Here is a 24476-nt window from a genome sequence, read left to right on the forward strand (position 1 = left end):
CGGGAGATCCCGGCAGCGCTTTGGCGTTATCCGCGTCGAGGCGCGCTCAGGCGGCGCGCTCTTCCAGACGGAAGGCGGCGATGCGGTTGATCTGCTCGATGGCGGTGCGACGTTCCTCTGCTGGTTCGTTGCTCAGCCGAGTCTCGAAGGCGGCGAGGATATCGTGTCGGTCGTTGCCCTTGACCGCCATCACGAAGGGAAAGCCGAAGCGCTCCTTGTAGGCGGCATTGAGGCGCTCGAAGCGGGCCATTTCCTCGGGGGTGCACTGGTCCAGCCCGGCGCCGGCCTGCTCCTTGGTGGAGTCGTCGGTGAGTTCGCCGGCGATCGCCGCCTTACCGGCCAGGTCCGGGTGGGCGCGGATCACCTCGAGCTGGCGCTCGGCGTCGGCCTCGCTGAGCTCGCGGCCCATGGCCTCGGCCAGCCCCTCGGGGCTGTCCTGCTCGGCTGAGAGGCCGCGCTGCCAGGCCAGCTCGGCCACCCAGGGCGAGTGTTCATAGATGTCGCCGAAGCGCTCGACGAAGGCGGCTTGATCCAGCTGGCTGGGCCGTGGCGAAAGCGTCTTGGTGCTCATGGTAGGGCTCCTATGGTGCGTGTCTGCCTCGATACCGTCAGGATAGCGATAAAACTGTATACAATAAAGTCTTTGAAATGTACTCTATCACCAGCTAAAACTGTTTCTAAAGAGTAGGCGCGCGGTCGGCGCGCCGATCGCGATGACACTCCCGCCGGCGTCTCGCCGGGCACCGATGACAAGAGGAGAAGATGATGGGCTACCTCACCACTCACGTGCTGGATACCGCCCTCGGCCTGCCGGGCGAGGGCATCCGGATTGAGGTCTACCGCCTGGAGGGCGGCGAGCGTCAGCTGCTGACCGAGGCCGTGACCAACGACGACGGCCGCTGCGACGCGCCGATCCTGGAGGGCGAGGCCTTCACCGTCGGCGAGTACGAACTGGTGTTCCATGCCGGCGAATATCTGGATCGTCGCGGCGTTGCCGCGGACAAGCCGCGTTTCCTCGACGTGATTCCGCTGCGTTTCGGCGTGGCCGATGCCGGCCAGCACTATCACGTGCCGCTGCTGCTGTCGCCCTACAGCTACTCCACCTATCGCGGCAGCTAAGCGGTGTCCGGCCAGGGGCCGGGCTCGCCGTCTCTTCAGCCACTGCCCAGCTGGCACTCTACCGCCAGCATCGAGACAACAATCGCATAATTCCAACGAGGCCTGACCGATGGAAGCCTACTTTCTCGACTTCGCCAACCTCCTGCTGAGGTGGCTGCATGTGATCGCCGCCGTGGCCTGGATCGGCGAGTCGATCTACTTCGTGATGCTCGACAATGGCCTGCGTCCGCCCAAGGCGGCCGAGGACAAGAACAAGGGCGTGTTCGGCGAGATGTGGGCCGTGCACGGCGGCGGCTTCTACCACAACCAGAAGTACGCCAGTGCCCCCGAGAAGCTGCCCGAGGATTTGCACTGGTCGTTCTGGAAGGCCTATACCACCTGGCTGTCCGGTTTCGGCCTGTTCGTGTTGCTGTACATGGCCAATCCCAGCTTCTACCTGGTCAACCCGAACAGTTCCTGGGAGTGGGCCGCCAACCTGACCGGCTGGCAGGCCAACGTGGTGGCCCTGCTGTTCCTGCTCGGCGGCTGGGTCGTCTACAACGAGATGTGCAAGCGCATCAGCCCCAACATGGAGCGCGATGGCATCCTCAGCCTCGGTGTGGCCGTGCTGATGGTGGTGGTCGCCTACCTGAGCACCCACATCTTCGCCGGTCGGGCGGCCTTCCTGCTGACCGGCGCGGTGATGGCCACCGCCATGTCGGCCAACGTGTTCTTCTGGATCATCCCCGGCCAGCGGCGCATGGTGAAGGCGATGAAGGCCGGCGAGACGCCCAACCCCATCGACGGCAAGCGCGGCAAGCAGCGCTCGGTGCACAACACCTACTTCACGCTGCCGGTGGTGCTGCTGATGCTCAGCAACCACTACTCCTTCACCTACACCCATGAGCTGTCCTGGCTGATCATGGTGCTGTTCATCTTCGCCGGGGCCCTGATTCGCCAGTTCTTCGTGCTGATGCATGCCGGGCACACCAAGCCGGCCTATCCGGCCGCCGGCGTGGCGTTGATCCTGGTGGCGGTGTGGATCGGCGCGCCGTCGAGCAACAACGGTGTGGCCACCGCCAGCACCGAGTCGCCCTCGGTCAGCGAAGAGGCGGCCGCCACCGGTGATGCCGCCTCGGGTGGCGAGACCGTCGCCGCCGGCGATGCGCTGGGCGAGATCCACGCGATCATGGAGAAACGTTGCGTGTCCTGCCACGCCCAGAATCCGGAGCACGAAGGCTTCGCGGCGGCGCCGGCCGGGGTCAGCCTCGAGACCGAGGACCAGCTGCTGCGCCAGGCCACGCAGGTCAAGCAGGTGATCGCGAGCGGCTACATGCCGCTGGGCAACCTCACCCAGATGACCGACGAGGAGCGCCAGCGGGTCGCCGGCTGGACCCCCTGAACCCTGCTGCTACCCCGTGCATGCCGCCGCCCGCCGTCCCCCGGTGGGCGGCGGTCGTGTTTGCGGTGGGAAAGCGTATACAATGCGGCCTGGTAAGGGTCTTCAGGAGGTGTGCAGCCCATGAACCAGCGCCAGGTCGACACCGAGCGCAAGCCCGCCGCGGGCGGCGGCCGTCCCGGCAAGAACGGCGACGGTGCCGAACGCCATGAGGCGATTCATCGCTCGATCAGCGATGCCATCATCGAGCATCGGCTCAAGCCCGGCGCACGGCTGCGTGAGGATGCGCTCTCGGAAGTCTTCGGCATCAGCCGCACCGGCATCCGCAAGATTCTCCAGCGCCTGGCACTCGAGCAGCTGGTCACGCTGACGCCGCGCCGCGGCGCCAGCGTGACGCGTCCCACCGCCGACGAGGCCAAGGACGTCTTCGATGCGCGCCAGATGGTCGAGTGCGGCCTGATGCCCGAGGTGGCGCGGCGTATCAACGGCGATGACCTCGAGGCCCTGCGCGACATGGCGCGCCGCGAACACCGGGCCCTCAAGGCCGGCGAGCAGAGCACTGCCATCAAGCTGTCTGCTGCCTTCCACGGGCGGCTGGCGCACATCTCGGGCAATGCCACCCTGGCTGCCTTCGTCGAGCAGCTGTGCTCGCGCTCCTCGCTGATCCTTGCCGTCTACGGCAACGCCGGCCACCTGGGCTGCGAATCCCACGACCACGATGATCTGCTCGGTTATCTGGAGGGCGGCGACGGGGAGCGGGCCCGCGCCTTCATGAGTCGCCACCTCAAGGCCATCGAGGCCTCGCTCTCCATTCACGAGGAAGAAGACGAGTCGCCGGACCTCTACGAGATCTTCTCGGGCTGAGCTCGGGCGATCTTCGTCGTTGAGGTCAGGTCAGGCGGCGCAGTCGCCCCGGCGATATGTCCTTACCCTGCCAACGTCGCGGGGCAGGTGCTGCGGCGGGTATCTCACAAGCTCAGTCGTCGAAGTCGCGCAGCTTCTCGTGGGCGATCTCGATGTCCTCGAGGCGCAGGCGTCCCGCCTTTCCGGTCAGTCGCAAGGCCTGCACGCTCAGGTAGTGAATCAGCCCCATGGGCCCCACGTAGCTGTGGAAGAGGAAGCTGCTGGAGATGTCGCAGCGCAGGGTCCAGGTGGTGAAGGGCTTGTCGCCGGCCAGCGAGTCGGTGATGTAGAGCACCGGCATGTCGCGTTCGTGGGCGGCCTGCATCACGCGGTCGAGCTCCGGCACGCGCCGGCGCATGCCCACCGCGATCAGCAGGTCGTCCGGCTCGAATTCGGTGACGTGCTCGCCGAGGGTCTCGCCCGGATGGGGCAGCAGGTCGACGCGGGGTCGGAACTGGATGAACTGCCAGCGGGCGTAGGCGGCCATGAAATAGCTGTTGCGATAGCCGACCAGCCAGATGCGCCGGGCGCCGACGATGCGCTGCAGGGCGGCTTCGATGTCATCGGCGGGAAGCTGGTCGAAGGTGCGTGTCAGGGCGGTGACATGGTCATCCAGGAAGGCCTGCTTCTCGGAGGGCTGGGGAGATGAATCCTGCTGGCGCTCGTGCAGGTAGATGGGCGAGCCCCACTGCTTGATGTCGCGGACCAAGCGGCGGGCCTGCTCGAAGTTGCGAAAGCCCAGGCGCTTGAACAGCCTCGAGGCGGCCGCCTTGGAGACACCGGCCAGCTTGGCCAGCTCGGTGGCATTGTAGGCGGAGAGCTCGCCGGGAAAGTCGAGGATCAGCTCGGCGAGCTTGCGCTCGCTGGAGGGCAGGTCCGGCAGGTGTTCCTGGATCCGGGCTTCGAGGGAGCGAGGTCTTTCCTGGGGCTGGGAGTGAGAGCCGGACATACCGGGTCCTCTGGCTGGCCGTGAAGAGAGAAGGCGTCCCGGGAGGCGGGCGATCGTTTCCGAGACGCTACCATAGATGCGCGGCCGCTGAAATTCTGATTTCAGCGGCCGCGCGGTGGCGTCGGCGGCGATGCTGCCCGGCGGAGAAGGGCTCAGCCCTGTTCCGGAATCGCCTGGGGCTGGCCGCGCATCAGCAGGTAGTAGAAGAGCCCGCCGAGGGCGGCGCCGATCAGCCAGGCGTAGCCGCCCAGCGCCTCCAGGGCCGGAACCCACACCGAGGAGATCGAGAACAGCGCGGCCAGGGCGAAGGCGCCGATGGCGCGCTTGTTCCAGCCCTTGACGTAGTGGTAGGCCCCCCGGGGATCGGTGGAGAACATGTCCTGGAGGTTCAGGCGCTGGTGCTTCACCAGGTAGTAGTCCACCACGATGATGCCGTAGAAGGGCGCCACGATGGCCCCCAGGGCGTTGACGAAGCCGGCGATGCCGATGCGGCTGATGACCGCCACCCACAGCGCGCCGACGAAGAAGGCCACCACCGCGGTGATCAGTCCGCCGATGCGAAAACTGATGCGGCGTGGGAAGAGGTTAGCCAGGTCGTAGGCCGGGGGAATGAAGTTGGCGACCAGGTTGATGCCCACCGTAGCGGCGAAGAAGGTGATGGCGGCGATGATGGTCAGCGGCAGGGAATCGACCCGCTCGATGATGTCCGAGGGGTTGGTCAGGGTCTCACCGAACAGCGCCAGGGTGCCGGCGGTGATGATCAGGGCGATGAACGAGAAGAAGGCCACGTTGAGCGGCAGCCCCAGCAGGTTGCCGAGTTTCATCTCGCGCTCGCTGCGCACGAAGCGGGTGAAGTCGCCGAAGTTGATCACCACCGCGGCGAAGTAGGCGATCATGGTGCCGGTGATCGCCAGGAAGGCGCCGATCGCGCTGCCCTCATAGTCGCTTTGGCCGCTGAAGATGGTGCTCACCGCGGGCAGCAGGTCGCTGCCGGCCTGGAACCATACGATCAGCATCAGCGCCACCATCACCACGTAGACCAGTGGCCCCGCCCAGTTGAGGAAGTGCTTGATCCTGTCGATGCCCTGCCAGAACAGCGCGATCTGGAACACCCAGACGATCACGAACGACAGCCAGCCGATGATCGACATGCCGAGCCACTGGCCGCCGGGATCGCCGAACAGCGCGGTGAGCAGTAGCGCCACCGCGGTGGAGGCGAAGTAGGTCTGCACTCCGTACCAGAAGATGCCGATGATGGCGCGCAGCATGGCTGGGAAGTTGGCCCCGTGGACGCCCATGCTGGCCCGGATCATCACCGGGAAGGGAATGCCGTACTTGACGCTGGGCTTGCCGGTCAGGTTGACCAGCGCCATCACCACGAAGCCGGCGAGGATGATCGCCGCCATCACCGCCCAGCCGTTCAGGCCGTAGGAGATGAACAGCGAGGCCGCCAGGGTGTAGCCGAACAGGCTCTGGATGTCGTTCGACCACACGTTGAAGATCTCGAACCAGCCCCAGTTGCGATCGCCCTTCTTGATCGGTGCCAGGTCGTCGTTGTAAAGCCGCGGATCGCGGTGGCGAATTTCCAGCTCGCGGTCGGTCATGTCCGTCATGGCAGCGTCCTTGGTGTCTTGTTGTGATGATAGTCGGCCCTCCCCGCCGGGGGAGGGCCGTATGGCTTGCGGGCGGGGCGTCAGTCGCGGAAGCGCTGGCAGGGGCCCCAGGTCTTCATCAGCAGCAGGTAGGTCAGGCCGGCTGGCAGCAGGCTGGCGTACCAGGAGACCGAAGCGAAGCTCAGGGCGACCACGGCCCCCGCGGCGGTGGCGATCAATGCCGCCGGGTTGACGCCGCGATAGGGGCCTTCGGCGTCATACAGCTTGCCGAGGTCCAGGGTGCGGCGGCGAATCAGGTAGTAGTCGACCACCAGGATGGCGAAGATCGGACCGAGGAAGGCAGAGTAGGTCTGCACGAACAGTTGCAGGCCGGCGGCGGACTCGTCCTTGACCAGCTCCCAGGGGAAGGTGGCGAAGGCCAGCAGGCCGACGATCACCGTGGCGGTGCGGAACTTCAGCTTGAAGGCGTCCATCAGCACGTAGGTCGGCGGCACCACGTTGTTGAGCACGTTGGTGGTGACCTGGGCGAAGGCGATGAACAGCAGGGTGGTCATCAGCAGCGGCGTGTTGTCCACCGCATTGGAAAACACCTTGATCGGGTCGGCGACGCCGGTGGCCTCGGACACCATGTAGCCGATTAGGCCCATGAACAGGGTGCAGGGCAGGATCGACATGGCGTAGAGGGTGGTCAGCAGCCCCGGGCCGCTGCCCTCCTTGTGCTCGCGGGAATAGTCGCTGACGTTGAGCATCATGGTGCTGTAGATGCCCAGGAACAGCATGGTGGCGCCCCAGAAGGGCAGGCCCCAGGAGCCGTCCATGGTCAGCATGCTGGCCGAGAGCTCGTCGCCGTAGCGCTGCACCGTGCTGTAGAACATGTACACCAGCGAACACAGGATGAAGGCGCTGCCGATGTTCTCCAGCCACTTGATGCCCTGGAAGCCCAGTACCGACAGGGCGATCTGCAGCAGCTGGAAAGTGATGAAGAAGAAGATCAGGTTGTCGAAGCCGAACAGCGTCGACGAGACCATGTTCAGGGCGCCGGCGCCGATCCAGCTCTGGAAGCCGTACCAGACGATCGCCGGCACGGCGCGTACCAGACCCGGCAGACGGGTGCCGGAAAAGCCGAAGGCACTGCGCGCCTGGACCATGAAGGGAATGCCGTACTTGTAGCCGGCGGCCCCGTTCAGCGCCAGAGCGATGCCGATCACGAAGCAGCCGATGGCGATCGCCAGCGTGGCCTGCAGCAGGTTCAGGGTGCCGACCACGCTGGAGCCCATGGTGAAGGTGCCGATCGACACGCAGCCGCCGAACCAGGCCAGCAGGTAGGAGGTGCGGCCCATGATGCGGGTCTTCTGAGGCGCCAGCGACTCGTGGCCGGCGGCCTTGGTGTCGTGGGAGGCGGCAGGGTTCACGTGGCTATCGTCGCCCGTGGCGGGGCGGGAAGTCGAGAGGGTCATGATGGGGTCCTCGCAAACGGGTGCAGTGATTGTGGTTGTCGTTCTCCCGCGGACGCGCGGGGTGCGGGATTCGAGGAGCGAGCGTCCGTCAGCTCAGGTTGGCGTCCTCCGAGAAGTGCGCGTAGCGGCCGATGAAGGGCTTGGGACGGGGAAAGGCCAGGTCGCCGTGCTTGCTGGTGCCCAGCCCCAGGCCGACCAGGGCCTCGGCGAGCTTGACCGCGGCGGTCACGCCTTCGACCACCGGCAGGCCCACCGCCGTGGCGATCTCGTCGGTGAGATCGGCCATACCGCCGCAGCCCAGCACGATGGCGCCGATGCCGTCCTCGTCCCGGGCCCGGCGGCCCTCGTCGATGATGCGTGCCAGGGCGGCCTCGCCGTCGTCCTCCAGGTCGAGTACCGGAATTTCCGCGGCGCGGACTCGGCGGCAGTGGTGGTGGAAACCGTACTGGTCCAGCAGGTGCTCGGCGATGATGCCTGTGCGGCCCAGTGTGGTGACCACCGAGAAGCGGGTGCTGATCAACGTCGCCATGTGGAAGGCGGCCTCGGCGATGCCGATCACCGGGGCTCGGGTCAGCTCCCGCGCGGCCAGCAGGCCGGGGTCGCCGAAGCAGGCGATGATGTAGGCATCCACCCCCTCGCGCTCGCCGGCCCGCACTTCCTCGAGCACGCCCACGGCGCTGATCGCCTCGTCGAAGTGGCTCTCGATGGAGACCGGGCCATGGGCTGGCTGGGTGGCACTGATCCGAGTGCCGGGCGCGGCGATCCCCTGGGCGGCGGTGGCGATGGTGTCGGTCATGCCGCGAGTGGTGTTGGGGTTGATGACGCGAATCTGCATGGAAGCTCCAGGATTGTTTTTGTGGACAAAAGAAAATGTCTTTGTACACAAAGTAGTCGCGACGAAGTCGAAAAATCAAGCGACCCGTGGCCGTCGAAGGGATCATGCTTTCTTTTTATTAACAATAACTTGCGAAATGTCTAAGAATAATTTCATGTCGTCTTTTTATGTATACATGAAAAATTGCAAATCACTTGTTTTTAAATGGTGTTCTTTGAGTCGATAGAATGTATACATTTTGGGTCTTACCCTTGTTTTCCTTCCACGACCCGGTCCTCGGGCCGTCGCATCGGCCGGCAAGGCGTGTGCAAGCCGAGGGATGCGAGAGGGATTGATTTTTTGTATACAAAGAGGGAGGCTGAATGCCGTATCCCAGTGGAGGAGCCGCCATGCGCCTGTTGATGCTCAACGGCAACACCAACGTCGCCATGACCGACTGGATGGCAAGGCGCGCCGCAGCCTTCTACGGCGAGCAGGTCGAAGTGCGGGCCGAGACGGCCGCTCAGGGTGTGCCCTATATCGCCTCGCGACGGGATTGTGCCCTGGCCGCGGGTGCACTGGTGGCGAGCCTCGAGTCACAGGATCTCGCGATACAGCAGGCCGTGCTGCTGGCCTGCTTCGGCGAGCCCGGCCTGGCGGCCGCGCGGGAGCTCAGCCCGGTGCCGGTGGTCGGCATGCTCGAGGCCTCGGTATTGAGTGCCCTGCAGCTGGGGGCGCGCTTCTCGATCATCACCCCAGGGCGACGCTGGCCACGAATGATCGAGGATGTGCTCCACGACCTGGGCGTCGGCCGCCAATGCCTGGGGATCACGCCGGTGATCATCGACGATCTCGCACTGCCCGCACAGCGTGACGAGGCCCGGGAGCGCACCGCGGCGGCGGTTCGTGAACAGGCGGCGACGCTGGCACCGGACGTCATCATCGTCGGCGGTGCCGCTTTGGCCGGGCTGGCCGCGGAGCTCGAGGCGCCGCCGGGCTGCCGGCTGGTGGACTCGCTGGATGCGGCCCTGGCCCAGGCTCGGGCGCTGATGTCGCTGACGGCCTGAACGCGGCCGGTAACCGGGCCGCTGGAGCCGTCGAGGCCCCTGCTCGGCGACTGGAGCGTCGCTTGCAAGATAAGTGAGTACATTCTAGAATTTTATTGTATACAGTAAGTGTCGCTCAGGATCGCGAGCCCTCGCCCCGAGCCGACCCAAAACAACGGATCATCACAAGACCGGGAGGCTTCGCCATGACCTCAACGACACGACGCGACTATCCGCGCGACCTGATCGGCTACGGCCGCACGCCGCCCGAGGCCAAGTGGCCCGGCAAGGCGCGCATTGCCGTTCAGTTCGTGCTCAACTACGAGGAAGGCGGCGAGAACTGCGTGCTGCACGGAGACGACGGCTCCGAGCAGTTCCTGTCCGAGATCATCGGCGCCGACGCCTACCCCGACCGCCACCTGAGCATGGAGTCGATCTACGAGTATGGCTCGCGGGCCGGCGTGTGGCGCATCCTGCGTGAGTTCGAGCGCCGCGGCCTGCCGCTGACCGTGTTCGGCGTGGCCATGGCGCTGGAGCGCAACCCCGAAGTGGCTCAGGCCTTCAAGGAGTTGGGCCACGAGATCGCCTGTCACGGATATCGCTGGATCCACTACCAGAACGTGCCCGAGAGCGTCGAGCGCGAGCACATGCGCCGCGCGATCGAGATCTTCCAGTCGCTCTACGGCGAGAAGCCGCTGGGCTGGTACACCGGGCGCGACAGCCCCAACACCCGGCGCCTGGTGCTCGACGAGGGCAGTTTCCTCTACGACAGCGACTACTACGGCGACGATCTGCCGTTCTGGACTCGCGAGGCGGACAGCCAGGGCCGCGAGCACAGCCACCTGGTAGTGCCCTATACCCTGGACAGCAACGACATGCGCTTCGCCGCGCCCCAGGGATTCAACACCGCGGACCACTTCTTCACCTACCTGCGCGATGCCTTCGACGTGCTGTACGCGGAAGGTGAGGACACCCCGAAGATGCTCTCGGTGGGCATGCACTGTCGTCTGCTGGGGCGCCCCGGCCGCTTCCGCGCCCTGCAGCGATTCCTCGATCATATCGAGGCTCACGATCGCGTCTGGGTGACCCGGCGGCTGGACATCGCCCGGCACTGGGCCGAGCATCACCCCGCATCGCAGGGCTGAGGCTTGCCCTCATGGCGTTTCCGACGACCCATGAAAAGCCGGGCGCCGTGCCTGCCGTCCGAGGGCATCTCGGACAGCGGGCACGGCGCCCGGCGTGGGACGTCAGTCGTGGAGGGAGGGTGTCAGCCGACCCACTGGGTGGCCTGGGCGAAGGCCAGGAAGCCCAGCGAGATCAGTACCCAGGTGCCGAACAGCGGCAGGAAGAACTTGACCCACTTCTGCCAGGGCACCCCGGCGATGGCCAGCGTCGCCATGAAATAGCCGGAGGTCGGGTAGAGGATATTGCCGATGCCGTCTCCGAGCTGGTAGGCGAGCACTGCTGTCTGGCGAGTGACGCCGATCAGGTCGGCCAGCGGGCTCATGATGGGCATGGTGACCAGGGCCTGGCCGCTGCCGGACGGCACCACGAAGTTGAAGCCGAGCTGGGCGAAGTACATGCCGATGGCCGACAGGAGGGTGGGCAGTTCGCCGACCAGGTTGCCCAGGCCGTAGACCAGGGTGTCCATGATCTGGCCGTCCTCGAGCACCACGGCGACGCCGCGTGCCACGCCAGCGATCATGGCGCCGACCAGCACGTCGCGGAAGCCCTTGTTGAAGCCCTCGCAGATGTCCTCGGTGGACAGCCCGGCGATCAGGCCGACGACGATGCCCATGACGATGAACAGGCCGGCCATCTCCATCATGAACCAGCCCTGGGTCAGCACGCCGTAGACCAGCAGGGCAAGGAAGCCGAAGGTGGCGAGCGCCGCCCACTTCTGGCGGGTATTGGCGATCAGCGCACCCTCGTCGGTGGCATGCTGGAAGTGAATGCGCTTCTCGGCCTCGGTGGCGTCGTCGGCCATCAGGCTGAGCTCGGGGTTGCGGCGAATCTTCCGCGCGTAGCGCATCACGAAGAAGATCCCGGCGCCCAGTACCGCGGCGAACGCCAGCGCCCGCAGGCCGAAGCCGGAATACAGCGGCAGGTTGGACAGCTGCTGGCCGAGCCCGGTGTTGATGGGATTGAGAATGCCGGTGGTGAAGCCCGCGGTGGTCGCGCACAGTGCCACGGCGGCGGCGGTCACCGAATCGAAACGCAGCGCGATCATCAGCGGCAGGATCACCGGCACGTAGACCAGCGCCAGTTCCTGGGTGCCGATGATGGTAGCGATGACGGCAAACACGGTCATCAGCACCGGAATCAGCAGCAGGCTGCGGTTGGCGAAGCGTCGGCTCAGCTTGTCGACGCCGATCTCGATGATGCCCGTGCGATGCAGCACCATGAACATGCCGCCGATCATGAAGGTGAAGAACACCACTTGGCCGGCACTCATCAGGCCGTTGGGAATCGCCAGCATGAAGTCGACCAGACCCACCGGGGTCGATTCGACGAACTGGAACGATTCGGGGTCGATGGTAATGCGCCCGTTGGGGCCAGGGATGCGCTCGTAGACGCCGGCCGGCACGAAGTAGGTCGCGATCGACGCCAGCGCGATGAACACGAACAGGATCACATAGATGTGGGGAATCTGAAACGCGCCCTTGTGTTTGTGGACGTGGGACGTCGTTTCACCGGACTGAGGTTGTTGAGACATACGGGACCTCGGGTTGTTGTTGGTCTGCGCCGAACCGCCTCGACGTCACGGTCGTCGGACCTGATACGTCGAGAGAGTATCGAGTGATATCACGAAATTCGCGTTTCACTCATCAAGCCTTTCTCGATTCGCCGCATCCTCTTTCGGGTGTGGTGGTATCGCTGGCTACGCAGCCTCTCCGCTGCGTAGACGAGCCATAGTGAGTGAAGCCTATCGTGGAAAAAATTTCCACAACTGTTTTTTCACTAGCTGGCCGTTATTGAAATTTGAGTTTCGGCGGTTAAGATGATGGTACCGGATAGCCGGCAGGTCAATGCCTGACCGCCGGGATGCGCCGTGATACGTCGAGGCCTCGGTGCCTGGGCAGGCCGTCTTGACCGTCTCACCATTCCCGGGAGGGCCGCCCGCTCTCCCCGACAGGAGGTTGCATGCTCGAACTCGAGGCCCGTCCCCTGACGCCGGAGGCCTTCGCGCCCTTCGGCGACGTGATCGATACCCGCACGTCCGACTACTTTCATATCAATGCCGGGCGCACCCGCCGCTACCACGACCTGGCCAAGGTCGAGACCCTCGGCGACCAGGCCCGGGCGCTGATCAGCATCTTCGTCAGCCAGCCCGTCACGGTACCGCTGGAGCTGACGTTTCTGGAACGCCATCCCCAGGGCAGTCAGGCCTTCGTGCCGATGCACGAAGAGCGCTTCATCGTCGTGGTGGCGCCGCCGGGCGAGGCCATCGATCCCGCCGAGGTGCGGGCCTTCGTCACCGACGGCCGCCAAGGCGTCAACTACCGCGCCGGCACCTGGCACGCCATCCAGTCGGTGCTTGAGCGCGAGGGCGAGTTCCTGGTCGTCGACCGTGGCGGCGAGGGCAATAACTGCGACGAGCATCCGATCGACATCCGCGTGACCCTGCCCCAGGGCGAGGCCGTCGCGTCTACCAGCGAACAAGAGGAAACCTCATGAGTCAGCGTCAGTACTACGCTCCCCAGGGCGGTCATCCGGGTCAGAAAGTGATGACCACCGACCGCGCCATGTTCACAGAGGCCTTCGCCGTCATCCCCAAGGGCGTGTACCGCGACATCGTCACCAGCAAGCTGCCCCATTGGGAGAACACCCGCCTGTGGGTGCTGTCGCGTCCGCTGTCAGGCTTCGCCGAGACCTTCTCCCAGTACATCATGGAGGTCTCTCCCGGCGGCGGCAGCGAGCGTCCCGAGAGCGATCCGGGCGCCGAGGGCGTGCTGTTCGTGGTGGAGGGCGAGATGGTGCTGACCATCGCCGGCGAGAAGCATCGCATGGTGCCAGGTGGCTATGCCTTCCTGCCGCCGGGATGCGACTGGCAGCTGCGCAACGAGGCCGACGCCCCGGTGCGCTTCCACTGGATCCGCAAGGCCTACGAGTACGTCGACGGCATCGAGGTGCCCGAGCCCTTCGTGGTCAACGAAAACGACATCGCCCCGTCGGTGATGCCGGACTGCAATGAGGTGTGGGCCACCACCCGCTTCGTCGACCAGGACGACCTGCGCCACGACATGCACGTGACCATCGTCACCTTCGAGCCCGGCGGGGTGATCCCCTTCGACGAGACCCACGTCATGGAGCACGGCCTCTATGTGCTCGAGGGCAAGGCGGTCTACCACCTCAACCAGCAGTGGGTGGAAGTCGAGGCCGGCGACTACATGTGGCTGCGCGCTTTCTGCCCGCAGGCTTGCTACGCGGGCGGCCCCGGCCCGTTCCGCTACCTGCTCTACAAGGACGTGAACCGGCATATGGCGCTGCCCTACAGCAAGCGTCGCTGATCGCTGCGATCGGCCCCGGCACGCAACGGTATGACGACACCCGCCCCTCGGCGGGTGTCGTCGTTTCGGGGGAGGGCGAAGGGCGCTCGGCGTCAGCCGCGGTTGATATCGGTGATGGAGTCGCCGGTGTGCTGGACATGGTCGGCGAGCAGGCGCCGGGCCCGTTCGCCGTTCCGGGCCTTCAGCGCCTCGAGGATGGCGCGGTGCTCGTCGGTGGACTCCTGCCAGCGGCCGATGCGGTCCAGCGCCAGATAGCGGGCGCGCTCCAGGCGGCCGAGCAGGCGGCGGTGGGTCTCCTCGAGCACCGGATTCTTGGCGCCGGCCACCAGCAGGGCGTGGATGCGCTGGTTGAGCTCGAAGTAGGCGTCGCGGTCGCCCTTCGCATGGAGTTTCTCCAGACGCTCCTGGAGGGACTCCAGTTGCTTGAGCTCGGTATTGGTCATGCGCTCGGCGGCCAGGCCCACGGCCAGGCTCTCGATGCCGGCCTCGACCTCGAAGAGGTGCTCGAGCTCCTGAGGATCGATCAGGGTGACCACGGCGTTGCGGTTGCGCCGGGTGGCCACCAGGCCTTCGCTGGCCAGCATGCGCAGGGCCTCGCGCAGGGGGGTGCGCGAGATGCCGAGCTGGTCGCACAGCGTCGGCTCGACGATCCGTTCGCCCGGGGCCAGCTCTCCGTGCACGATCATCCGCTGCAGGATGCGATAGGCCTCCTGGGCCAGCGAAGTAGTCTGGATGCGCCGCCGACCGGCGGTGGCGCCGCCTGTATCGTCGGCGACGGATGCCTCGGTGTCCGTGGTCATGGGCATGGCCTCCTTGGGTCTAGGGGTCGCGAGGGCCGGAATGTGTTCAGTATACGGTGCCCGGCCAGGAGCCGAGAAGCCGCCGGGCAGCCCCCGGCGGCCGGCCCCGTTCAGCGCTGGGGCTCGTCGGTGGGATCGACGAAGACGCCGGGCTCGGGGTGGCTGGCCAGGCTGGCGGCGAGCTCCGCCTCCAGGGCCTCCTGCGCGACCTCGGCCTCCGCCGTCTCGGCGTCTAGTGCCGGGAGCACGTAGTCGTTGACGATATCGCGGAAGAGTCGCACGTTCTTGGCGTGACGCAGCCCGCCATCGATGGGCAGCATGCCGGTCATCACCACCACGGTGTCATGCTCGGGCAGGGCGGTGACAAACTGTCCCTTGAAGCCCATCATGTCATAGCTCATCTCGGTGTCGACGATATGCTGGCGCCAAAGGTAGTAGCCGAAGTCGCGCACTGCCTGCGGGGTGGTCATCCGGGCGATCCAGTCGGCGGGCACCAGCTGCTCGCCTTGCCACTGGCCGTCGTTGATCAGCAGCATGCCGAGCTTGGCCAGGTCCACCGGGCGCAGCCTCAGCCCCCAGCCGGCGGACACCAGACCACGGTCGTCGGCGCGCTGCCAGGCGTAGTGCTCCATGCCCATGGGCTCGAATAGCCGCTCGGCGGCATATTCGGGCAGCGGCACGTCGCTTGCGGCGTCGAGCATGGCGGCGGCGAATACCGGGTTGACGTCGGTGTACTCGAAGTCGCTGCCGGGTGCGAACCGGGTGGGCGTATCGGCGATCAGGTCCAGGCGATCGTCGGCTCCGTAGTAGATGGGATCGCCCTCGGGGGCGAAGTCATAGGCCAGGCCAGACGACATCGACAGCACATGGCGCAGCTCGATGTCGTCCATGTCGGCGACCCGCTCGGCGAGATCCGGCCGGTAGTCGCTGATCACCGAGGCGATGTCTTCGTCCAGCGTTATCTTGCCGTCCTCGATGAGCATGCCGGCAAGCAGCGCTGTGACGGTCTTGGTCACCGAATAGAGCTCGTAGTTGTGGTTGCGGGTCAGGCCATCGGTATAGCGCTCGAAGACCAGCTCGCCGTCCTTGATTACCAGCAGGCTGCGCACATCCAGGCCGTCCTCGCGCAGCCAGGCCGAGAGCGCCGTGAGGTGCCCGGGGTCGATGCCATGGTCGGCCGGTGTGGCGACGGGCAGATCGGAGGCCTGGGCGGCGCCGGCGCTCAGGGCGGCGCCCAGCAGCCAGGGAGCCAGGAAACGGCGGGGCAGGTCGGTCGGAATCAGCATTGTCATTATTATCCTCACGGTGAAGCGTCTCGATGGAGGTCGACCGGGCACGGCCCGCCGCGGGCGGCGGGCCGGCGGCCTCAAGCACCCTGGGTGGCGAGCGGCTGGCGGCCGACCAGCCGTGACAGGGCCTCGGGCAGGCCCCGGCAGTCCTTGGTGGGAGGCACGGCGAAACTGCCGCCGCGGGCGACGGCGGGATCCAGGTCGACCATCGCCTGGGCCTGGTGAAGGGCGCAGGTCACACCGTCCAGGGCCGGCACCGGCAGTCGGTGGGCCACCGTGCGGGCGAGCCCCGCCAGTGGGGCGCCGGCCAGGATCAGCACGTCGGCGCCGTCCTCGGCCACCGCCCGCTCGGCCAGCGCCACCAGGCGATCGCCCTGGTCCTCCTGGACGTGTCCGATGTGGGCCAGCGGTTCGTCCAGGGCGCGGATGCTGGCCAGACGGTCGACGAGGCCATAGGCGGCGATGGTCTCCCGATACCAGGCCTGGATGCGCTGGGAAATGGCGATGACCGAGAAGCGGCTGCCCTGTTGGCAGGCGCTGACCAGGGCGGACTCGGTCATGCCCACTACCGGTATCGGCAGGATCTCGCGCAGGGCGGTGAGACCCGGGTCGCCGAAGGCCGCGACCACGACGGCGTCGTGGCCCTCATGGGCCTCGGCGGCGACCTGCATGGCGGCATAGCCGCCGATCTGGGCCTCGGCCCGGGTCTCGATGTAGGCCACGCCGAAGGGGGCGGTGGCCATGGTCAGCGCGGTTCCGGGGCGAGCGCTGCGCCGTGCCTCGGCCTCGATCAGGCGGGTCACGTCGGTGGAGATGTTGGGATTGATGACGAGGAGTTTCATGGCGTGTTCTCTTGTCGTTCCTTGTTATCGTCGTCGTTCGGGCCGCAGGGGGCCGACCCCGCCGTCGTGGCGGGGGACGCGTGTCATGTCTTTCTTGCGGGTCAGTAGCCCAGGGCGCGGGGCAGCCAGGTGACGATGCCAGGGAAGGCGATGCAGGCGATCAGCACCGCGTACTGGAAGGCGATGAACGGCCAGGCGCTCTTCATCAGCTCGTTGAGGCTGATCTTGGAGATGCCGCACATCACGAACAGCAGTACGCCCACCGGCGGGGTCATCATGCCCACCACCAGGTTCATCACGAACAGGAAGCCGAACAGCAGCGGGTCGATGCCATAGGCCAGGGCGATCGGCGCCAGTAGCGGCACCAGCATGATGTAGGCGGCGTTGGACTCGATGAACATGCCCACCCCGATCAGCAGCGCCATCACCAGCAGCAGGAACATCAGTGGATCGGCGGTGACCCCCTGGATCCAGTCGGTGAGCCGCATCGGGATCAGGTCGATGGTGAAGGCGAAGGTCATGGTCGAGGCGAAGGCGATCAGCGCGCCGACCATGGCCGCGGTCACCGCGGCGTTGAACATCGCCCGGGGCAGGTCCGCCAGGCGTAGCTGGCGGGTCACGAAGAAGCCGATCAGCAGCGCGTAGATCACGGCGATGGCGGCCCCCTCGGTGGGCGTGAAGGCCCCGGTGACGATGCCGCCGACCACGACGATGGGCATCAGCAGGATCGGCAGGGCGCGCCAGGTCTGCACCAGCACGTGCTTGAGACCGATCTCGCCGCCGGCCAGCGGGTAGCGGCGACGCATGGCGATGAAACTGGCCAGGCCCATGAAGCCCACGGCCAGGATGATGCCTGGCACCACGCCGGCCATGAACAGTCCGCCCACCGAGACCGAGGAGCCGGCCATCAGGGCATAGACGATCATGGCGTTGCTGGGTGGGATGATGGCGCCCAGGTTGGCGGCCGAGGCGACCACGGCGCTGCTGTAGCCGGTGTCGTACTGCTGACGCATGGACGGTACCAGCGAGCTGCCCAGGGCGCTGGCGCTGGCCACGGCGGCGCCGCTGACCGCCGCCAGCACCATGCCGGCGACGATGGCGACGTGGGCCAGGCCGCCGTGGACGCGTCCAATCAGCGAGTTGGCGAAATCCACCAGGCGCTGGAGGATGCCGGCGGCGACCATCAGCTCGCCGGCCAGCATGAACAGCGGGATGGCCATCAGCGGAAAGCTGTTGACCGAGTGCATCATGCGCTGGGGCAGCACGGCGAAGTCCATGCCTCCGACGTAGAGGCCGATCAGTGAGGCCAGCCCCAGGGCGAAGGCCAGCGGCATTCGCAGTAGGGCGAAGCCCAGGAAGGTGAAGATGATGGCGGGGGTCATGAGTCGTTCCCTCCTTGCCGGCCGGGAGGCGCGCTGGGCAGCGGCTCCAGTCGACAGGCCTGGGCGATCAGGTGCAGGCATCCATGCCCGGCACAGATCAGCACGGCGATGTAGAAGACGGCGGCGGTGACCGGCAGGGTCGGCATCAGCTCCTGCCACTTGTCGGCCACGGCGCCGAGGCTGATCCAGCACAGCGCCGCCATGAACACGGCGCCGATCAGCGCCATCAGTTGGGCCAGTCGCTCCTGTAAGGCCTGCGGCAGCAGGCTGACCAGGGCGTCGATACCGACGTGGATGCCCACTTTGATGCCGTGGGGGATGGCCAGGAAGATCGCCCAGACGAAGAACAGGCGCGACAGCTCGTCGGCGGAGTCGATGGAGGTGCCGAGCACATAGCGGGCGAACACCTGGGCCGAGACCAGCAGGGTCATCAGGGCCATGGCTACCAGGATGGCGTAGTAGGAAGTGCGGTCGAGCAACGCCAGGCCATGCAGGAAGTGGCGCTTGAAGGGGGTGGAGGCGTATGCCTCCAGCCGGTGCCAGGCGGGTGTCATGACTCGAGCTCCCCGAGCACCCGGTCGACGATGTCCGCGCCGATCTTGTCGCGCAGGTCATCGACCACGCCCTGGCTGGCCTCGCGCAGGGCGCTGCGGGTCTCGTCGCTGATCGGAGTGAACTCCATGCCGCGCTCGATCAGGGTCTCGCGGGCGGCCGTGTCCTCCTCGGCGGCGGTATGGCGCTGCCAGGCCACGGCCTCGTCCATGGCGGCCTGCACGGCCTGTTGCTGCTCGTCGCTCAGCGACTCGAACTTGTCGCGGTTGGCGACCACCACGATGTAGTCATAGAAGTGGCCGGTGTCGGAGAGGTGACTCTGCACCTCGTCGAGACGCTTGGTGCTGATGATGCTGTAGGGATTCTCCTGGCCGTCCAGAACCCCCTGCTGAAGGGCCCCGTAGACTTCGTTGATGTCCATGGAGACCGGGTTGGCGCCGATCGCGCGGAAGGTGTCCAGGTGCGTCTGGTTGGGTTGCAGGCGGATCTTGAGATCCTGGAAGTCCTCGATGGTGTCGAGGGGCCGCACGCCGTTGGTGACGTGACGGAAGCCCAGCTCCATGTAGCCCAGGGCGGTGAAACCGGCCTCGGCGAGCTTCTCGTCGAGCAGCTCGCCGACCTCGCCGTCGATCAACGCGAAGGCGTCCTCGCGGCTGTCGAAGGCGAAGGGCAGGCTCAGGGCCTCCAGTTCGGGCACGGTGCGCGACAGATAGGAGACGCCGATCCAGGTACCCATGATGGCGCCGGAGGCGACCTGGTCGACGTTCTCGCCGGCGCCACCCAGCTGCATGTTGGGGAACAGCTGGGCGGTCAGCTCGCCGTTGGTGCGCTCGGCCAACTGCTCCTGGAAGATCTCCATGGCGCGGCTGCTGGAGTGGTCATCGGTGAAGTTGCCGCCGAAGCGCAGGGACTCGGCGTGGGCCATCAGCGGACTGCCGAGGCCCAGGGCGAGCAGCAGGGCGGTGGTCATACGGGGGGTACGCGTTGTTGTTGTCATGCGGTTTTCCTTCGCGGGTGGACGGAATGGTCGCGCCGCAGCGCGGTGACGACTCAAGGAAAACCATAGGTCAGGTTATTGGAAAATACAAAATACAGAATACAATATTTTATTTTTTGTATTTAAAACAATAATTTGGCGATTATTGTTTTTCCAATGACTCCGCCGCTCCCAGCCCCTGGAGCACCGCCTCGCCGGTGCGTCGCATGTGGTCCCGCATGGTGCGCGACAGGGTCTCGGCATCGCGGGCCTCCAGGGCCGCCAGGATCTCGGCGTGCTCCCGGGCCGACTCCTCCCAGCGTCCCAGCTGCAGGTTGGCCGCGTAACGGGCCCGGGTGACCTTCACCGTCAGTGAGGTTTCCAGCTCGAGCAGCACGCCGTTGTCAGCGATCTCGGTCAAGCGACGGTGCAGGTGCTGGTTGAGGGCGAAGTAGTCCTGGCGCTCCTGGCGTCGGTAATGGTCGAGCATCTGCTCGTGCAGCGCGCGAATCTCGGCGATCGCCGTGTCGTCGGCCCGTTCGGCCAGCAGGCGCCCCGAGAGTCCCTCCAGTTCCGTCATGACCTCGAACAGGTCGGCCACCGCTTGCGGGTCCACCTCGGTCACCTTGGCCCCACGATTGGGTAGCAGCTCCACCAGCCCCTCGTTGGCCAGCACCTTGAGCGCCTCGCGCAGCGGCGTGCGCGAGACCTCGAAGCTCTCGCAGAGTCGCTTTTCCGAGATCCGGCTGCCCGGCGCAAGTTCGCCCTCCAACACCATGTCGCGCAGGCGCTCGGCGACCACCTCATAGAGCGACATACGCCTCAGCCGCGGGGCGGTGGTGTGGGGCGCGGCGGGCTCGTCGTGCAGGGCGGTGTGATCCATGGAATCTCCTGAGGGCGGTGCGGCGAGGGAAAAGTGTACTTGCAAAATCTCTCGCTTGTGCAACGCTGAGGTTCGTGTATTTTGAATTCAAAATGCAGAATACGATAAAAACAAGGATTACGCCCATGGATCGCACCCTCATCGGCATGCTCACGCCGTCCTCCAACACCGTGCTGGAGCCTTGCACGGCTGCCCTGCTGCACGACCTGTCGCCGTCTGTCTCGGTGCATTTCCAGCGCTTCACGGTCAAGGAGATCTCCCTGAACGAGGCGGCACTCGCGCAGTTCGACCCGGCCCCGCTGCTCGAAGCCGCCCGCCTGCTCAACGATGCCCGGATGGATGTCATCGCCTGGAACGGTACCTCCGCGAGCTGGCTGGGCTTCGAGAGCGATCGCCGGCTGTGTGCGGCCATCCTGGATGCCACCGGGGTGCCGGCCACCACCAGCGTACTGGCGCTCAACGAGGCGCTGGCGCGTACCGACGTGACCCGGCTAGGCCTGGTGACGCCCTATCTGGACGACATCCAGGCGGCGATCGTCGACAACTATCGGGCCGAGGGCATCGAGGTGGTCGCCGAGCGCCACCTGAACGATCGCGGCAACTTCTCTTTCTCCGAATACGACGAGGCGACCCTGGCCGGCATGGTCCGCGAGGTCGCCAAGGCCGAGCCGGAGGCCATCACCATCCTGTGCACCAACCTGCGCGGCGCGGGCATCGTGCCCGAGCTGGAGCGGGAGCTCGGCATCCCCATCTACGACTCGGTCAGCGTGACGGTGTGGAAGACCCTCGCCCTGGCCGGCGTCGATCCCGGCCGGATCGCGGGCTGGGGACGGCTCTTCCAGGACCCGCGCCTGGCGGCGTGAGGCTGGATACTCAGGCAAGACCACCATCAACAATCCCAATCAAGAGGTGACCCGATGCCAACCATGACGCCCAAGATCGCCGCCCTCGGCGGGACCCTGGCCGCCGGCCTGCTGATCGGCGGGCTGGCCCAGGCCGAGACCATGCTGCGCACCGTCGGCAACTTCTCCGGCAACAAGCTGCATGTGGAGGAGGTGGAGCGCCCCTTCTTCAGCGAGCTCGACGCTCGGGACGACCTGGCGGTCGTCTATAACCCCATGGACGCCATCGGCGTCGAGGCGGCCGACGCCCTGCGCCTGATCCGTTCCGGCGCCTTCGACGTGATGTCGGTACAGATCGGCATGGCCTCCCGGGACGAGCCCTTCTTCGAGGGCATCGACCTGGCCGGCGTCGCCTCGGGGCTCGATGCTCAGCGCGAGGCGGTGGACGCGGTACGCAATAAGTTCGATGCCCGCCTGCAGGAGCGCTTCAACGCCAAGCTGATGACGCTCTGGCCCTTTGGTCCGCAGATGATGTTCTGCAATGGCGACATCGAGGGCGTCGAGGACCTGGAGGGCAAGAAGGTGCGGGTCTTCACGCCGTCCATGTCGCGCCTGGTCCAGGGGCTCGGGGCGACCCCGGTGACCCTGCAGTTCAGCGAGGTCTACCTGGCCCTGCAACGCGGCGTGGCCGACTGTGGCGTGACCGCGCCCTCGGCTGGCAACAACGGCAAGTGGCCAGAGGTTACCGACACCTTCGTGCCGCTGCCGCTGGCCTACTCGGTGCAGGGGCACTTCATGAACCTGGACACCTGGAACGGCTTCAGCGAGGCCCAGCAGCGCGAGCTCACCGAGGCCTTCGCCCGGCTGGAGGACCAGATGTGGGAGCTGGCCTATGACGTCAACGACGACGCCATCGCCTGCAACACCGGTCAGGACAGCTGCACCGGCCACGAGGCCTACGACATGGACCTGGTGGACATCGACCCGGACTCCCGTGAGCTGGTCGAGTCGATCACCCGCGAGGCGGTGTTGCCGGTGTGGGCCGAGACCTGCAGCCAGCAGTACGACGGCTGCGCCCGGGACTGGAACGCCACCGTCGGCGAGGCCACTGGCCTGAGCATCCAGTAAGCGTCGTCAAACCGCGCCCCGGCCGCGGCCGGGGCGCTCTGGAGGTGCCCGATGGTATTACGGAGTCTCTACTGGCTCGCCCGTGGGCTGGCTCACGGCGCCGCCGTGGCCGCCGGCTACGGCGCGCTGGGCCTGTCGCTGCTGATCACCTTTGAGGTGATCGCCCGCAAGCTGTTCAACTTCTCGCTGCAGGGCGTCGATGAGATCGGCGGCTACGTGCTGGCGATCGGCGTCGCCTTCAGCTTCGCCTATGCCCTGCTGCACCGCGCCCATACCCGGGTCGACGTGCTGATGACCCGCCTGCCGAAGGCCCTGCAGGCGCCTCTCAACGCCCTGGCCATGGCGATGCTGGCGAGCTTCTCACTGTTCATGCTGTGGAGGGCGCTGGCCACGCTGCACGAGACGCTGGAGTTCGGCAGCCTCGCCAGCACCCCGCTGCAGACCCCGCTGTGGATTCCCCAGACCCTGTGGATCCTGGGGCTCGGCGTCTTCGCCCTGTTCACCTGCCTGTTGGCCCTGCATGCCTTGGGGCAGCTCGTGACCGGTCGATTCCGTGCGCTCAACCGAGACTACGGCCCGCGCAGCGCCCGGGACGAGCTGGACGAGGCCCGGCAGGACTACGTCGGAGACACGACCCATAACGTGCAAGGGGAGGCGTCGACATGATCGGTGCAATCGAGGTCCTGATCGGCTTTCTCGTCATGCTGGGCATGATGGCGGCCGGCATCCACGTGGCGGTGGCCATCTTCACGGTGGCCGCGCTGGGCACCCTGATGTACCTGGGTACGCCGCTGCTGTTCTCCTTCGGCGATACCCTGTGGGGGACCCTGAACGACTTCATCCTCACCGCCATCCCGCTGTTCATCCTGTTGGGCGAGCTGCTGCTGCGCAGCGGCATCACCGAACGCATGTACAGTGCCCTGTCGGTGTGGCTCAACCGCATGCCCGGGGGGCTGCTGCACACCAACATCGGCGCCTCCTCGGTGTTCGCCGCCATGTCCGGTTCCTCGGTGGCCACCGCCGCCACCATTGGAACCGTGGCACTGCCGGCCTTCGCCGAGCGTGGCTACAGCGAGCGCCTGGCGCTGGGCACCCTGGCCGCCGGGGCGACGCTGGGCATCCTGATCCCGCCGAGCATCAACATGATCATCTACGGCGCGATCACCAACACCTCCATCGGCAAGCTGTTCATCGCCGGCATACTGCCCGGGCTGGCGCTGGCGGGGGCCTTCATGCTGGCGATCATGGCCTTCAGCCTGCTGCGCCCGGGGGTGGCCGGCGAGGCCGAGCCCCTGGCCTCGTGGCGCGAGCGGCTCGCTTCCCTGGTGGACCTGCTGCCACCGGCCTTCGTCTTTGCCATCGTCATCGGCAGCATCTACAGCGGCTGGGCGACCCCCACCGAGGCCGCCGCCCTGGGCGTGGTCGCCGCCCTGGTGCTTGCTGCGATCAACCGCAAGCTGACGCTTGCCATGCTGCATGAGTGCTTCCTGTCGATGGCCCGCACCACGGCAATGATCATGCTGATCATCGTGGCGGCCTTCTTCCTCAACTACATCGTCGGCATCCTCGGCATTCCCCATACCCTGACCCAGTGGGTCGCCGACCTGGGGCTGTCGCCGCTGGAGCTGATCCTGGCGCTGGTGGTCTTCTATCTGGTGCTGGGCTGCTTCCTCGAGACCCTGTCGATGATGATTGCCACCGTGCCCATCGTGGTGCCCATGGTGGTGCAGTTCGGCTTCGACCCGGTGTGGTTTGGCATCTTCCTGGTGATCATGATGGAGATCTCGCTGATCACCCCGCCCATCGGCATGAACCTCTACGTGGTCCAGGGCGTGCGCGGGCGAGGCTCGATCGGCGACGTCATGCTCGGCAGCCTGCCGTTCCTCGTCATCATGCTGCTCTTCGTACTGCTGATCACGCTCTGGCCCGGGCTGGTGCTATGGCTGCCCAACGCCATGAGCTAAGCCCCTTTTCCCTTCCGACACTCACGAC

General features: G+C 66.2%; 24 protein-coding genes. 11 read left to right on the forward strand and 13 right to left on the reverse strand.

Annotation, left to right across the window (positions count from 1 at the left end; translation table 11 throughout):
• Positions 1-46: 46 nt before the first annotated feature.
• The gene (gene uraD / locus ACGTN6_RS10360) at positions 47-571 is read right to left on the reverse strand and encodes a 2-oxo-4-hydroxy-4-carboxy-5-ureidoimidazoline decarboxylase (protein ID WP_394591415.1); all 525 of its coding nucleotides are present in this window, start codon (positions 569-571) and stop codon (positions 47-49) included.
• A gap of 194 nt (positions 572-765) precedes the next feature.
• On the opposite strand from uraD, the gene uraH reads away from it, so the two are divergent.
• From uraH to ACGTN6_RS10375, 3 genes are all read left to right on the forward strand, one after another.
• Positions 766-1119 (forward strand): hydroxyisourate hydrolase, encoded by a 354-nt coding sequence (gene uraH, locus ACGTN6_RS10365; protein ID WP_394591453.1) that lies wholly within the window; start codon positions 766-768, stop codon positions 1117-1119.
• 109 nt (positions 1120-1228) lie between these two features.
• Positions 1229-2500 carry a urate hydroxylase PuuD gene (locus ACGTN6_RS10370; RefSeq protein ID WP_394591417.1) on the forward strand — a complete coding sequence of 424 codons (1272 nt, stop codon included), beginning with the start codon at positions 1229-1231 and terminating at the stop codon, positions 2498-2500.
• Positions 2501-2620: 120 nt separating this feature from the next.
• Positions 2621-3361, forward strand: a complete 741-nt coding sequence (locus tag ACGTN6_RS10375) for a GntR family transcriptional regulator (protein WP_394591418.1) — start codon at positions 2621-2623, stop codon at positions 3359-3361.
• Positions 3362-3473: 112 nt separating this feature from the next.
• Here ACGTN6_RS10375 and ACGTN6_RS10380 read toward each other — a convergent pair whose 3' ends face one another.
• The 4 genes from ACGTN6_RS10380 to ACGTN6_RS10395 all read right to left on the reverse strand — a co-directional run bounded on the left by ACGTN6_RS10380 (position 3474) and on the right by ACGTN6_RS10395 (position 8254).
• The gene (locus ACGTN6_RS10380) at positions 3474-4349 is read right to left on the reverse strand and encodes a MurR/RpiR family transcriptional regulator (RefSeq protein ID WP_394591420.1); all 876 of its coding nucleotides are present in this window, start codon (positions 4347-4349) and stop codon (positions 3474-3476) included.
• A gap of 152 nt (positions 4350-4501) precedes the next feature.
• Positions 4502-5953: an NCS1 family nucleobase:cation symporter-1 gene (locus ACGTN6_RS10385; protein ID WP_394591454.1), complete on the reverse strand. Its 1452-nt coding sequence runs from the start codon at positions 5951-5953 to the stop codon at positions 4502-4504.
• A gap of 89 nt (positions 5954-6042) precedes the next feature.
• Complete coding sequence (locus ACGTN6_RS10390) at positions 6043-7419, reverse strand: NCS1 family transporter (protein ID WP_394591422.1); 1377 nt, start codon at positions 7417-7419, stop codon at positions 6043-6045.
• 88 nt (positions 7420-7507) lie between these two features.
• The gene (locus ACGTN6_RS10395) at positions 7508-8254 is read right to left on the reverse strand and encodes an aspartate/glutamate racemase family protein (RefSeq protein WP_394591424.1); all 747 of its coding nucleotides are present in this window, start codon (positions 8252-8254) and stop codon (positions 7508-7510) included.
• A gap of 389 nt (positions 8255-8643) precedes the next feature.
• Here ACGTN6_RS10395 and ACGTN6_RS10400 point away from each other — a divergent pair, with 389 nt between their 5' ends.
• Together ACGTN6_RS10400 and puuE are read left to right on the forward strand one after the other, a co-directional pair.
• On the forward strand, positions 8644-9300 hold the full coding sequence (locus ACGTN6_RS10400) for an aspartate/glutamate racemase family protein (RefSeq protein ID WP_394591426.1): 657 nt from the start codon (positions 8644-8646) through the stop codon (positions 9298-9300).
• Between the two features lie 185 nt (positions 9301-9485).
• On the forward strand, positions 9486-10424 hold the full coding sequence (puuE, locus tag ACGTN6_RS10405; protein WP_394591427.1) for an allantoinase PuuE: 939 nt from the start codon (positions 9486-9488) through the stop codon (positions 10422-10424).
• A 122-nt stretch (positions 10425-10546) separates the two neighbouring features.
• Here puuE and ACGTN6_RS10410 read toward each other — a convergent pair whose 3' ends face one another.
• Positions 10547-11995 (reverse strand): YfcC family protein, encoded by a 1449-nt coding sequence (locus tag ACGTN6_RS10410; RefSeq protein ID WP_394591428.1) that lies wholly within the window; start codon positions 11993-11995, stop codon positions 10547-10549.
• Between the two features lie 428 nt (positions 11996-12423).
• Here ACGTN6_RS10410 and ACGTN6_RS10415 point away from each other — a divergent pair, with 428 nt between their 5' ends.
• A complete protein-coding gene (locus ACGTN6_RS10415) occupies positions 12424-12957 on the forward strand; it encodes an ureidoglycolate lyase (RefSeq protein WP_394591429.1) in 534 nt (177 codons plus the stop codon).
• A complete protein-coding gene (locus tag ACGTN6_RS10420) occupies positions 12954-13790 on the forward strand; it encodes a bifunctional allantoicase/(S)-ureidoglycine aminohydrolase (RefSeq protein ID WP_394591430.1) in 837 nt (278 codons plus the stop codon). The genes ACGTN6_RS10415 and ACGTN6_RS10420 overlap by 4 nt, the downstream gene beginning before the upstream one ends.
• 92 nt (positions 13791-13882) lie before the next feature.
• Here the strand turns inward: ACGTN6_RS10420 and ACGTN6_RS10425 are convergent, their stop codons facing one another.
• The 7 genes from ACGTN6_RS10425 to ACGTN6_RS10455 all read right to left on the reverse strand — a co-directional run bounded on the left by ACGTN6_RS10425 (position 13883) and on the right by ACGTN6_RS10455 (position 20514).
• A complete protein-coding gene (locus ACGTN6_RS10425) occupies positions 13883-14590 on the reverse strand; it encodes a GntR family transcriptional regulator (protein ID WP_394591431.1) in 708 nt (235 codons plus the stop codon).
• 110 nt (positions 14591-14700) lie between these two features.
• Positions 14701-15876, reverse strand: a complete 1176-nt coding sequence (locus ACGTN6_RS10430; protein ID WP_394591432.1) for a serine hydrolase domain-containing protein — start codon at positions 15874-15876, stop codon at positions 14701-14703.
• Positions 15877-15956: 80 nt separating this feature from the next.
• Positions 15957-16721, reverse strand: coding sequence for an aspartate/glutamate racemase family protein (locus ACGTN6_RS10435; RefSeq protein ID WP_394591434.1), 765 nt, complete (start codon positions 16719-16721; stop codon positions 15957-15959).
• Positions 16722-16822: 101 nt separating this feature from the next.
• A complete protein-coding gene (locus ACGTN6_RS10440) occupies positions 16823-18103 on the reverse strand; it encodes a TRAP transporter large permease (protein WP_394591435.1) in 1281 nt (426 codons plus the stop codon).
• The gene (locus ACGTN6_RS10445) at positions 18100-18657 is read right to left on the reverse strand and encodes a TRAP transporter small permease (RefSeq protein WP_394591436.1); all 558 of its coding nucleotides are present in this window, start codon (positions 18655-18657) and stop codon (positions 18100-18102) included. Before ACGTN6_RS10445 ends, ACGTN6_RS10440 begins: the two co-directional genes overlap by 4 nt.
• Positions 18654-19652 carry a TRAP transporter substrate-binding protein gene (locus ACGTN6_RS10450; RefSeq protein ID WP_394591437.1) on the reverse strand — a complete coding sequence of 333 codons (999 nt, stop codon included), beginning with the start codon at positions 19650-19652 and terminating at the stop codon, positions 18654-18656. Before ACGTN6_RS10450 ends, ACGTN6_RS10445 begins: the two co-directional genes overlap by 4 nt.
• 142 nt (positions 19653-19794) lie before the next feature.
• Positions 19795-20514: a GntR family transcriptional regulator gene (locus ACGTN6_RS10455; protein WP_394591438.1), complete on the reverse strand. Its 720-nt coding sequence runs from the start codon at positions 20512-20514 to the stop codon at positions 19795-19797.
• A gap of 125 nt (positions 20515-20639) precedes the next feature.
• Here ACGTN6_RS10455 and ACGTN6_RS10460 point away from each other — a divergent pair, with 125 nt between their 5' ends.
• Genes ACGTN6_RS10460 through ACGTN6_RS10475 form a run of 4 tightly spaced genes read left to right on the forward strand, consistent with a single transcriptional unit; the run spans position 20640 to position 24448 of the window.
• The gene (locus ACGTN6_RS10460) at positions 20640-21377 is read left to right on the forward strand and encodes a maleate cis-trans isomerase family protein (protein WP_394591439.1); all 738 of its coding nucleotides are present in this window, start codon (positions 20640-20642) and stop codon (positions 21375-21377) included.
• Positions 21378-21431: 54 nt separating this feature from the next.
• Entirely contained in the window at positions 21432-22484 is a 1053-nt protein-coding gene (locus tag ACGTN6_RS10465) for a TRAP transporter substrate-binding protein (RefSeq protein ID WP_394591440.1), read from the forward strand.
• 51 nt (positions 22485-22535) lie between these two features.
• Positions 22536-23150 (forward strand): TRAP transporter small permease subunit, encoded by a 615-nt coding sequence (locus ACGTN6_RS10470; protein WP_394591441.1) that lies wholly within the window; start codon positions 22536-22538, stop codon positions 23148-23150.
• On the forward strand, positions 23147-24448 hold the full coding sequence (locus tag ACGTN6_RS10475; protein ID WP_394591442.1) for a TRAP transporter large permease: 1302 nt from the start codon (positions 23147-23149) through the stop codon (positions 24446-24448). The genes ACGTN6_RS10470 and ACGTN6_RS10475 overlap by 4 nt, the downstream gene beginning before the upstream one ends.
• Positions 24449-24476 lie beyond the last annotated feature (28 nt).

The organism is Halomonas sp. B23F22_20 (assembly GCF_043496985.1).
Taxonomy (GTDB): domain Bacteria; phylum Pseudomonadota; class Gammaproteobacteria; order Pseudomonadales; family Halomonadaceae; genus Halomonas.

Bases quoted from the DNA above. Each gene is read 5' to 3' on its own strand.
- uraD (WP_394591415.1), bottom strand. From the start codon at position 571: ATGAGCACCAAGACGCTTTCGCCACGGCCCAGCCAGCTGGATCAAGCC.
- uraH (WP_394591453.1), top strand. From the start codon at position 766: ATGGGCTACCTCACCACTCACGTGCTGGATACCGCCCTCGGCCTGCCG.
- ACGTN6_RS10370 (WP_394591417.1), top strand. From the start codon at position 1,229: ATGGAAGCCTACTTTCTCGACTTCGCCAACCTCCTGCTGAGGTGGCTG.
- ACGTN6_RS10375 (WP_394591418.1), top strand. From the start codon at position 2,621: ATGAACCAGCGCCAGGTCGACACCGAGCGCAAGCCCGCCGCGGGCGGC.
- ACGTN6_RS10380 (WP_394591420.1), bottom strand. From the start codon at position 4,349: ATGTCCGGCTCTCACTCCCAGCCCCAGGAAAGACCTCGCTCCCTCGAA.
- ACGTN6_RS10385 (WP_394591454.1), bottom strand. From the start codon at position 5,953: ATGACCGACCGCGAGCTGGAAATTCGCCACCGCGATCCGCGGCTTTAC.
- ACGTN6_RS10390 (WP_394591422.1), bottom strand. From the start codon at position 7,419: ATGACCCTCTCGACTTCCCGCCCCGCCACGGGCGACGATAGCCACGTG.
- ACGTN6_RS10395 (WP_394591424.1), bottom strand. From the start codon at position 8,254: ATGCAGATTCGCGTCATCAACCCCAACACCACTCGCGGCATGACCGAC.
- ACGTN6_RS10400 (WP_394591426.1), top strand. From the start codon at position 8,644: ATGCGCCTGTTGATGCTCAACGGCAACACCAACGTCGCCATGACCGAC.
- puuE (WP_394591427.1), top strand. From the start codon at position 9,486: ATGACCTCAACGACACGACGCGACTATCCGCGCGACCTGATCGGCTAC.
- ACGTN6_RS10410 (WP_394591428.1), bottom strand. From the start codon at position 11,995: ATGTCTCAACAACCTCAGTCCGGTGAAACGACGTCCCACGTCCACAAA.
- ACGTN6_RS10415 (WP_394591429.1), top strand. From the start codon at position 12,424: ATGCTCGAACTCGAGGCCCGTCCCCTGACGCCGGAGGCCTTCGCGCCC.
- ACGTN6_RS10420 (WP_394591430.1), top strand. From the start codon at position 12,954: ATGAGTCAGCGTCAGTACTACGCTCCCCAGGGCGGTCATCCGGGTCAG.
- ACGTN6_RS10425 (WP_394591431.1), bottom strand. From the start codon at position 14,590: ATGACCACGGACACCGAGGCATCCGTCGCCGACGATACAGGCGGCGCC.
- ACGTN6_RS10430 (WP_394591432.1), bottom strand. From the start codon at position 15,876: ATGCTGATTCCGACCGACCTGCCCCGCCGTTTCCTGGCTCCCTGGCTG.
- ACGTN6_RS10435 (WP_394591434.1), bottom strand. From the start codon at position 16,721: ATGAAACTCCTCGTCATCAATCCCAACATCTCCACCGACGTGACCCGC.
- ACGTN6_RS10440 (WP_394591435.1), bottom strand. From the start codon at position 18,103: ATGACCCCCGCCATCATCTTCACCTTCCTGGGCTTCGCCCTACTGCGA.
- ACGTN6_RS10445 (WP_394591436.1), bottom strand. From the start codon at position 18,657: ATGACACCCGCCTGGCACCGGCTGGAGGCATACGCCTCCACCCCCTTC.
- ACGTN6_RS10450 (WP_394591437.1), bottom strand. From the start codon at position 19,652: ATGACAACAACAACGCGTACCCCCCGTATGACCACCGCCCTGCTGCTC.
- ACGTN6_RS10455 (WP_394591438.1), bottom strand. From the start codon at position 20,514: ATGGATCACACCGCCCTGCACGACGAGCCCGCCGCGCCCCACACCACC.
- ACGTN6_RS10460 (WP_394591439.1), top strand. From the start codon at position 20,640: ATGGATCGCACCCTCATCGGCATGCTCACGCCGTCCTCCAACACCGTG.
- ACGTN6_RS10465 (WP_394591440.1), top strand. From the start codon at position 21,432: ATGCCAACCATGACGCCCAAGATCGCCGCCCTCGGCGGGACCCTGGCC.
- ACGTN6_RS10470 (WP_394591441.1), top strand. From the start codon at position 22,536: ATGGTATTACGGAGTCTCTACTGGCTCGCCCGTGGGCTGGCTCACGGC.
- ACGTN6_RS10475 (WP_394591442.1), top strand. From the start codon at position 23,147: ATGATCGGTGCAATCGAGGTCCTGATCGGCTTTCTCGTCATGCTGGGC.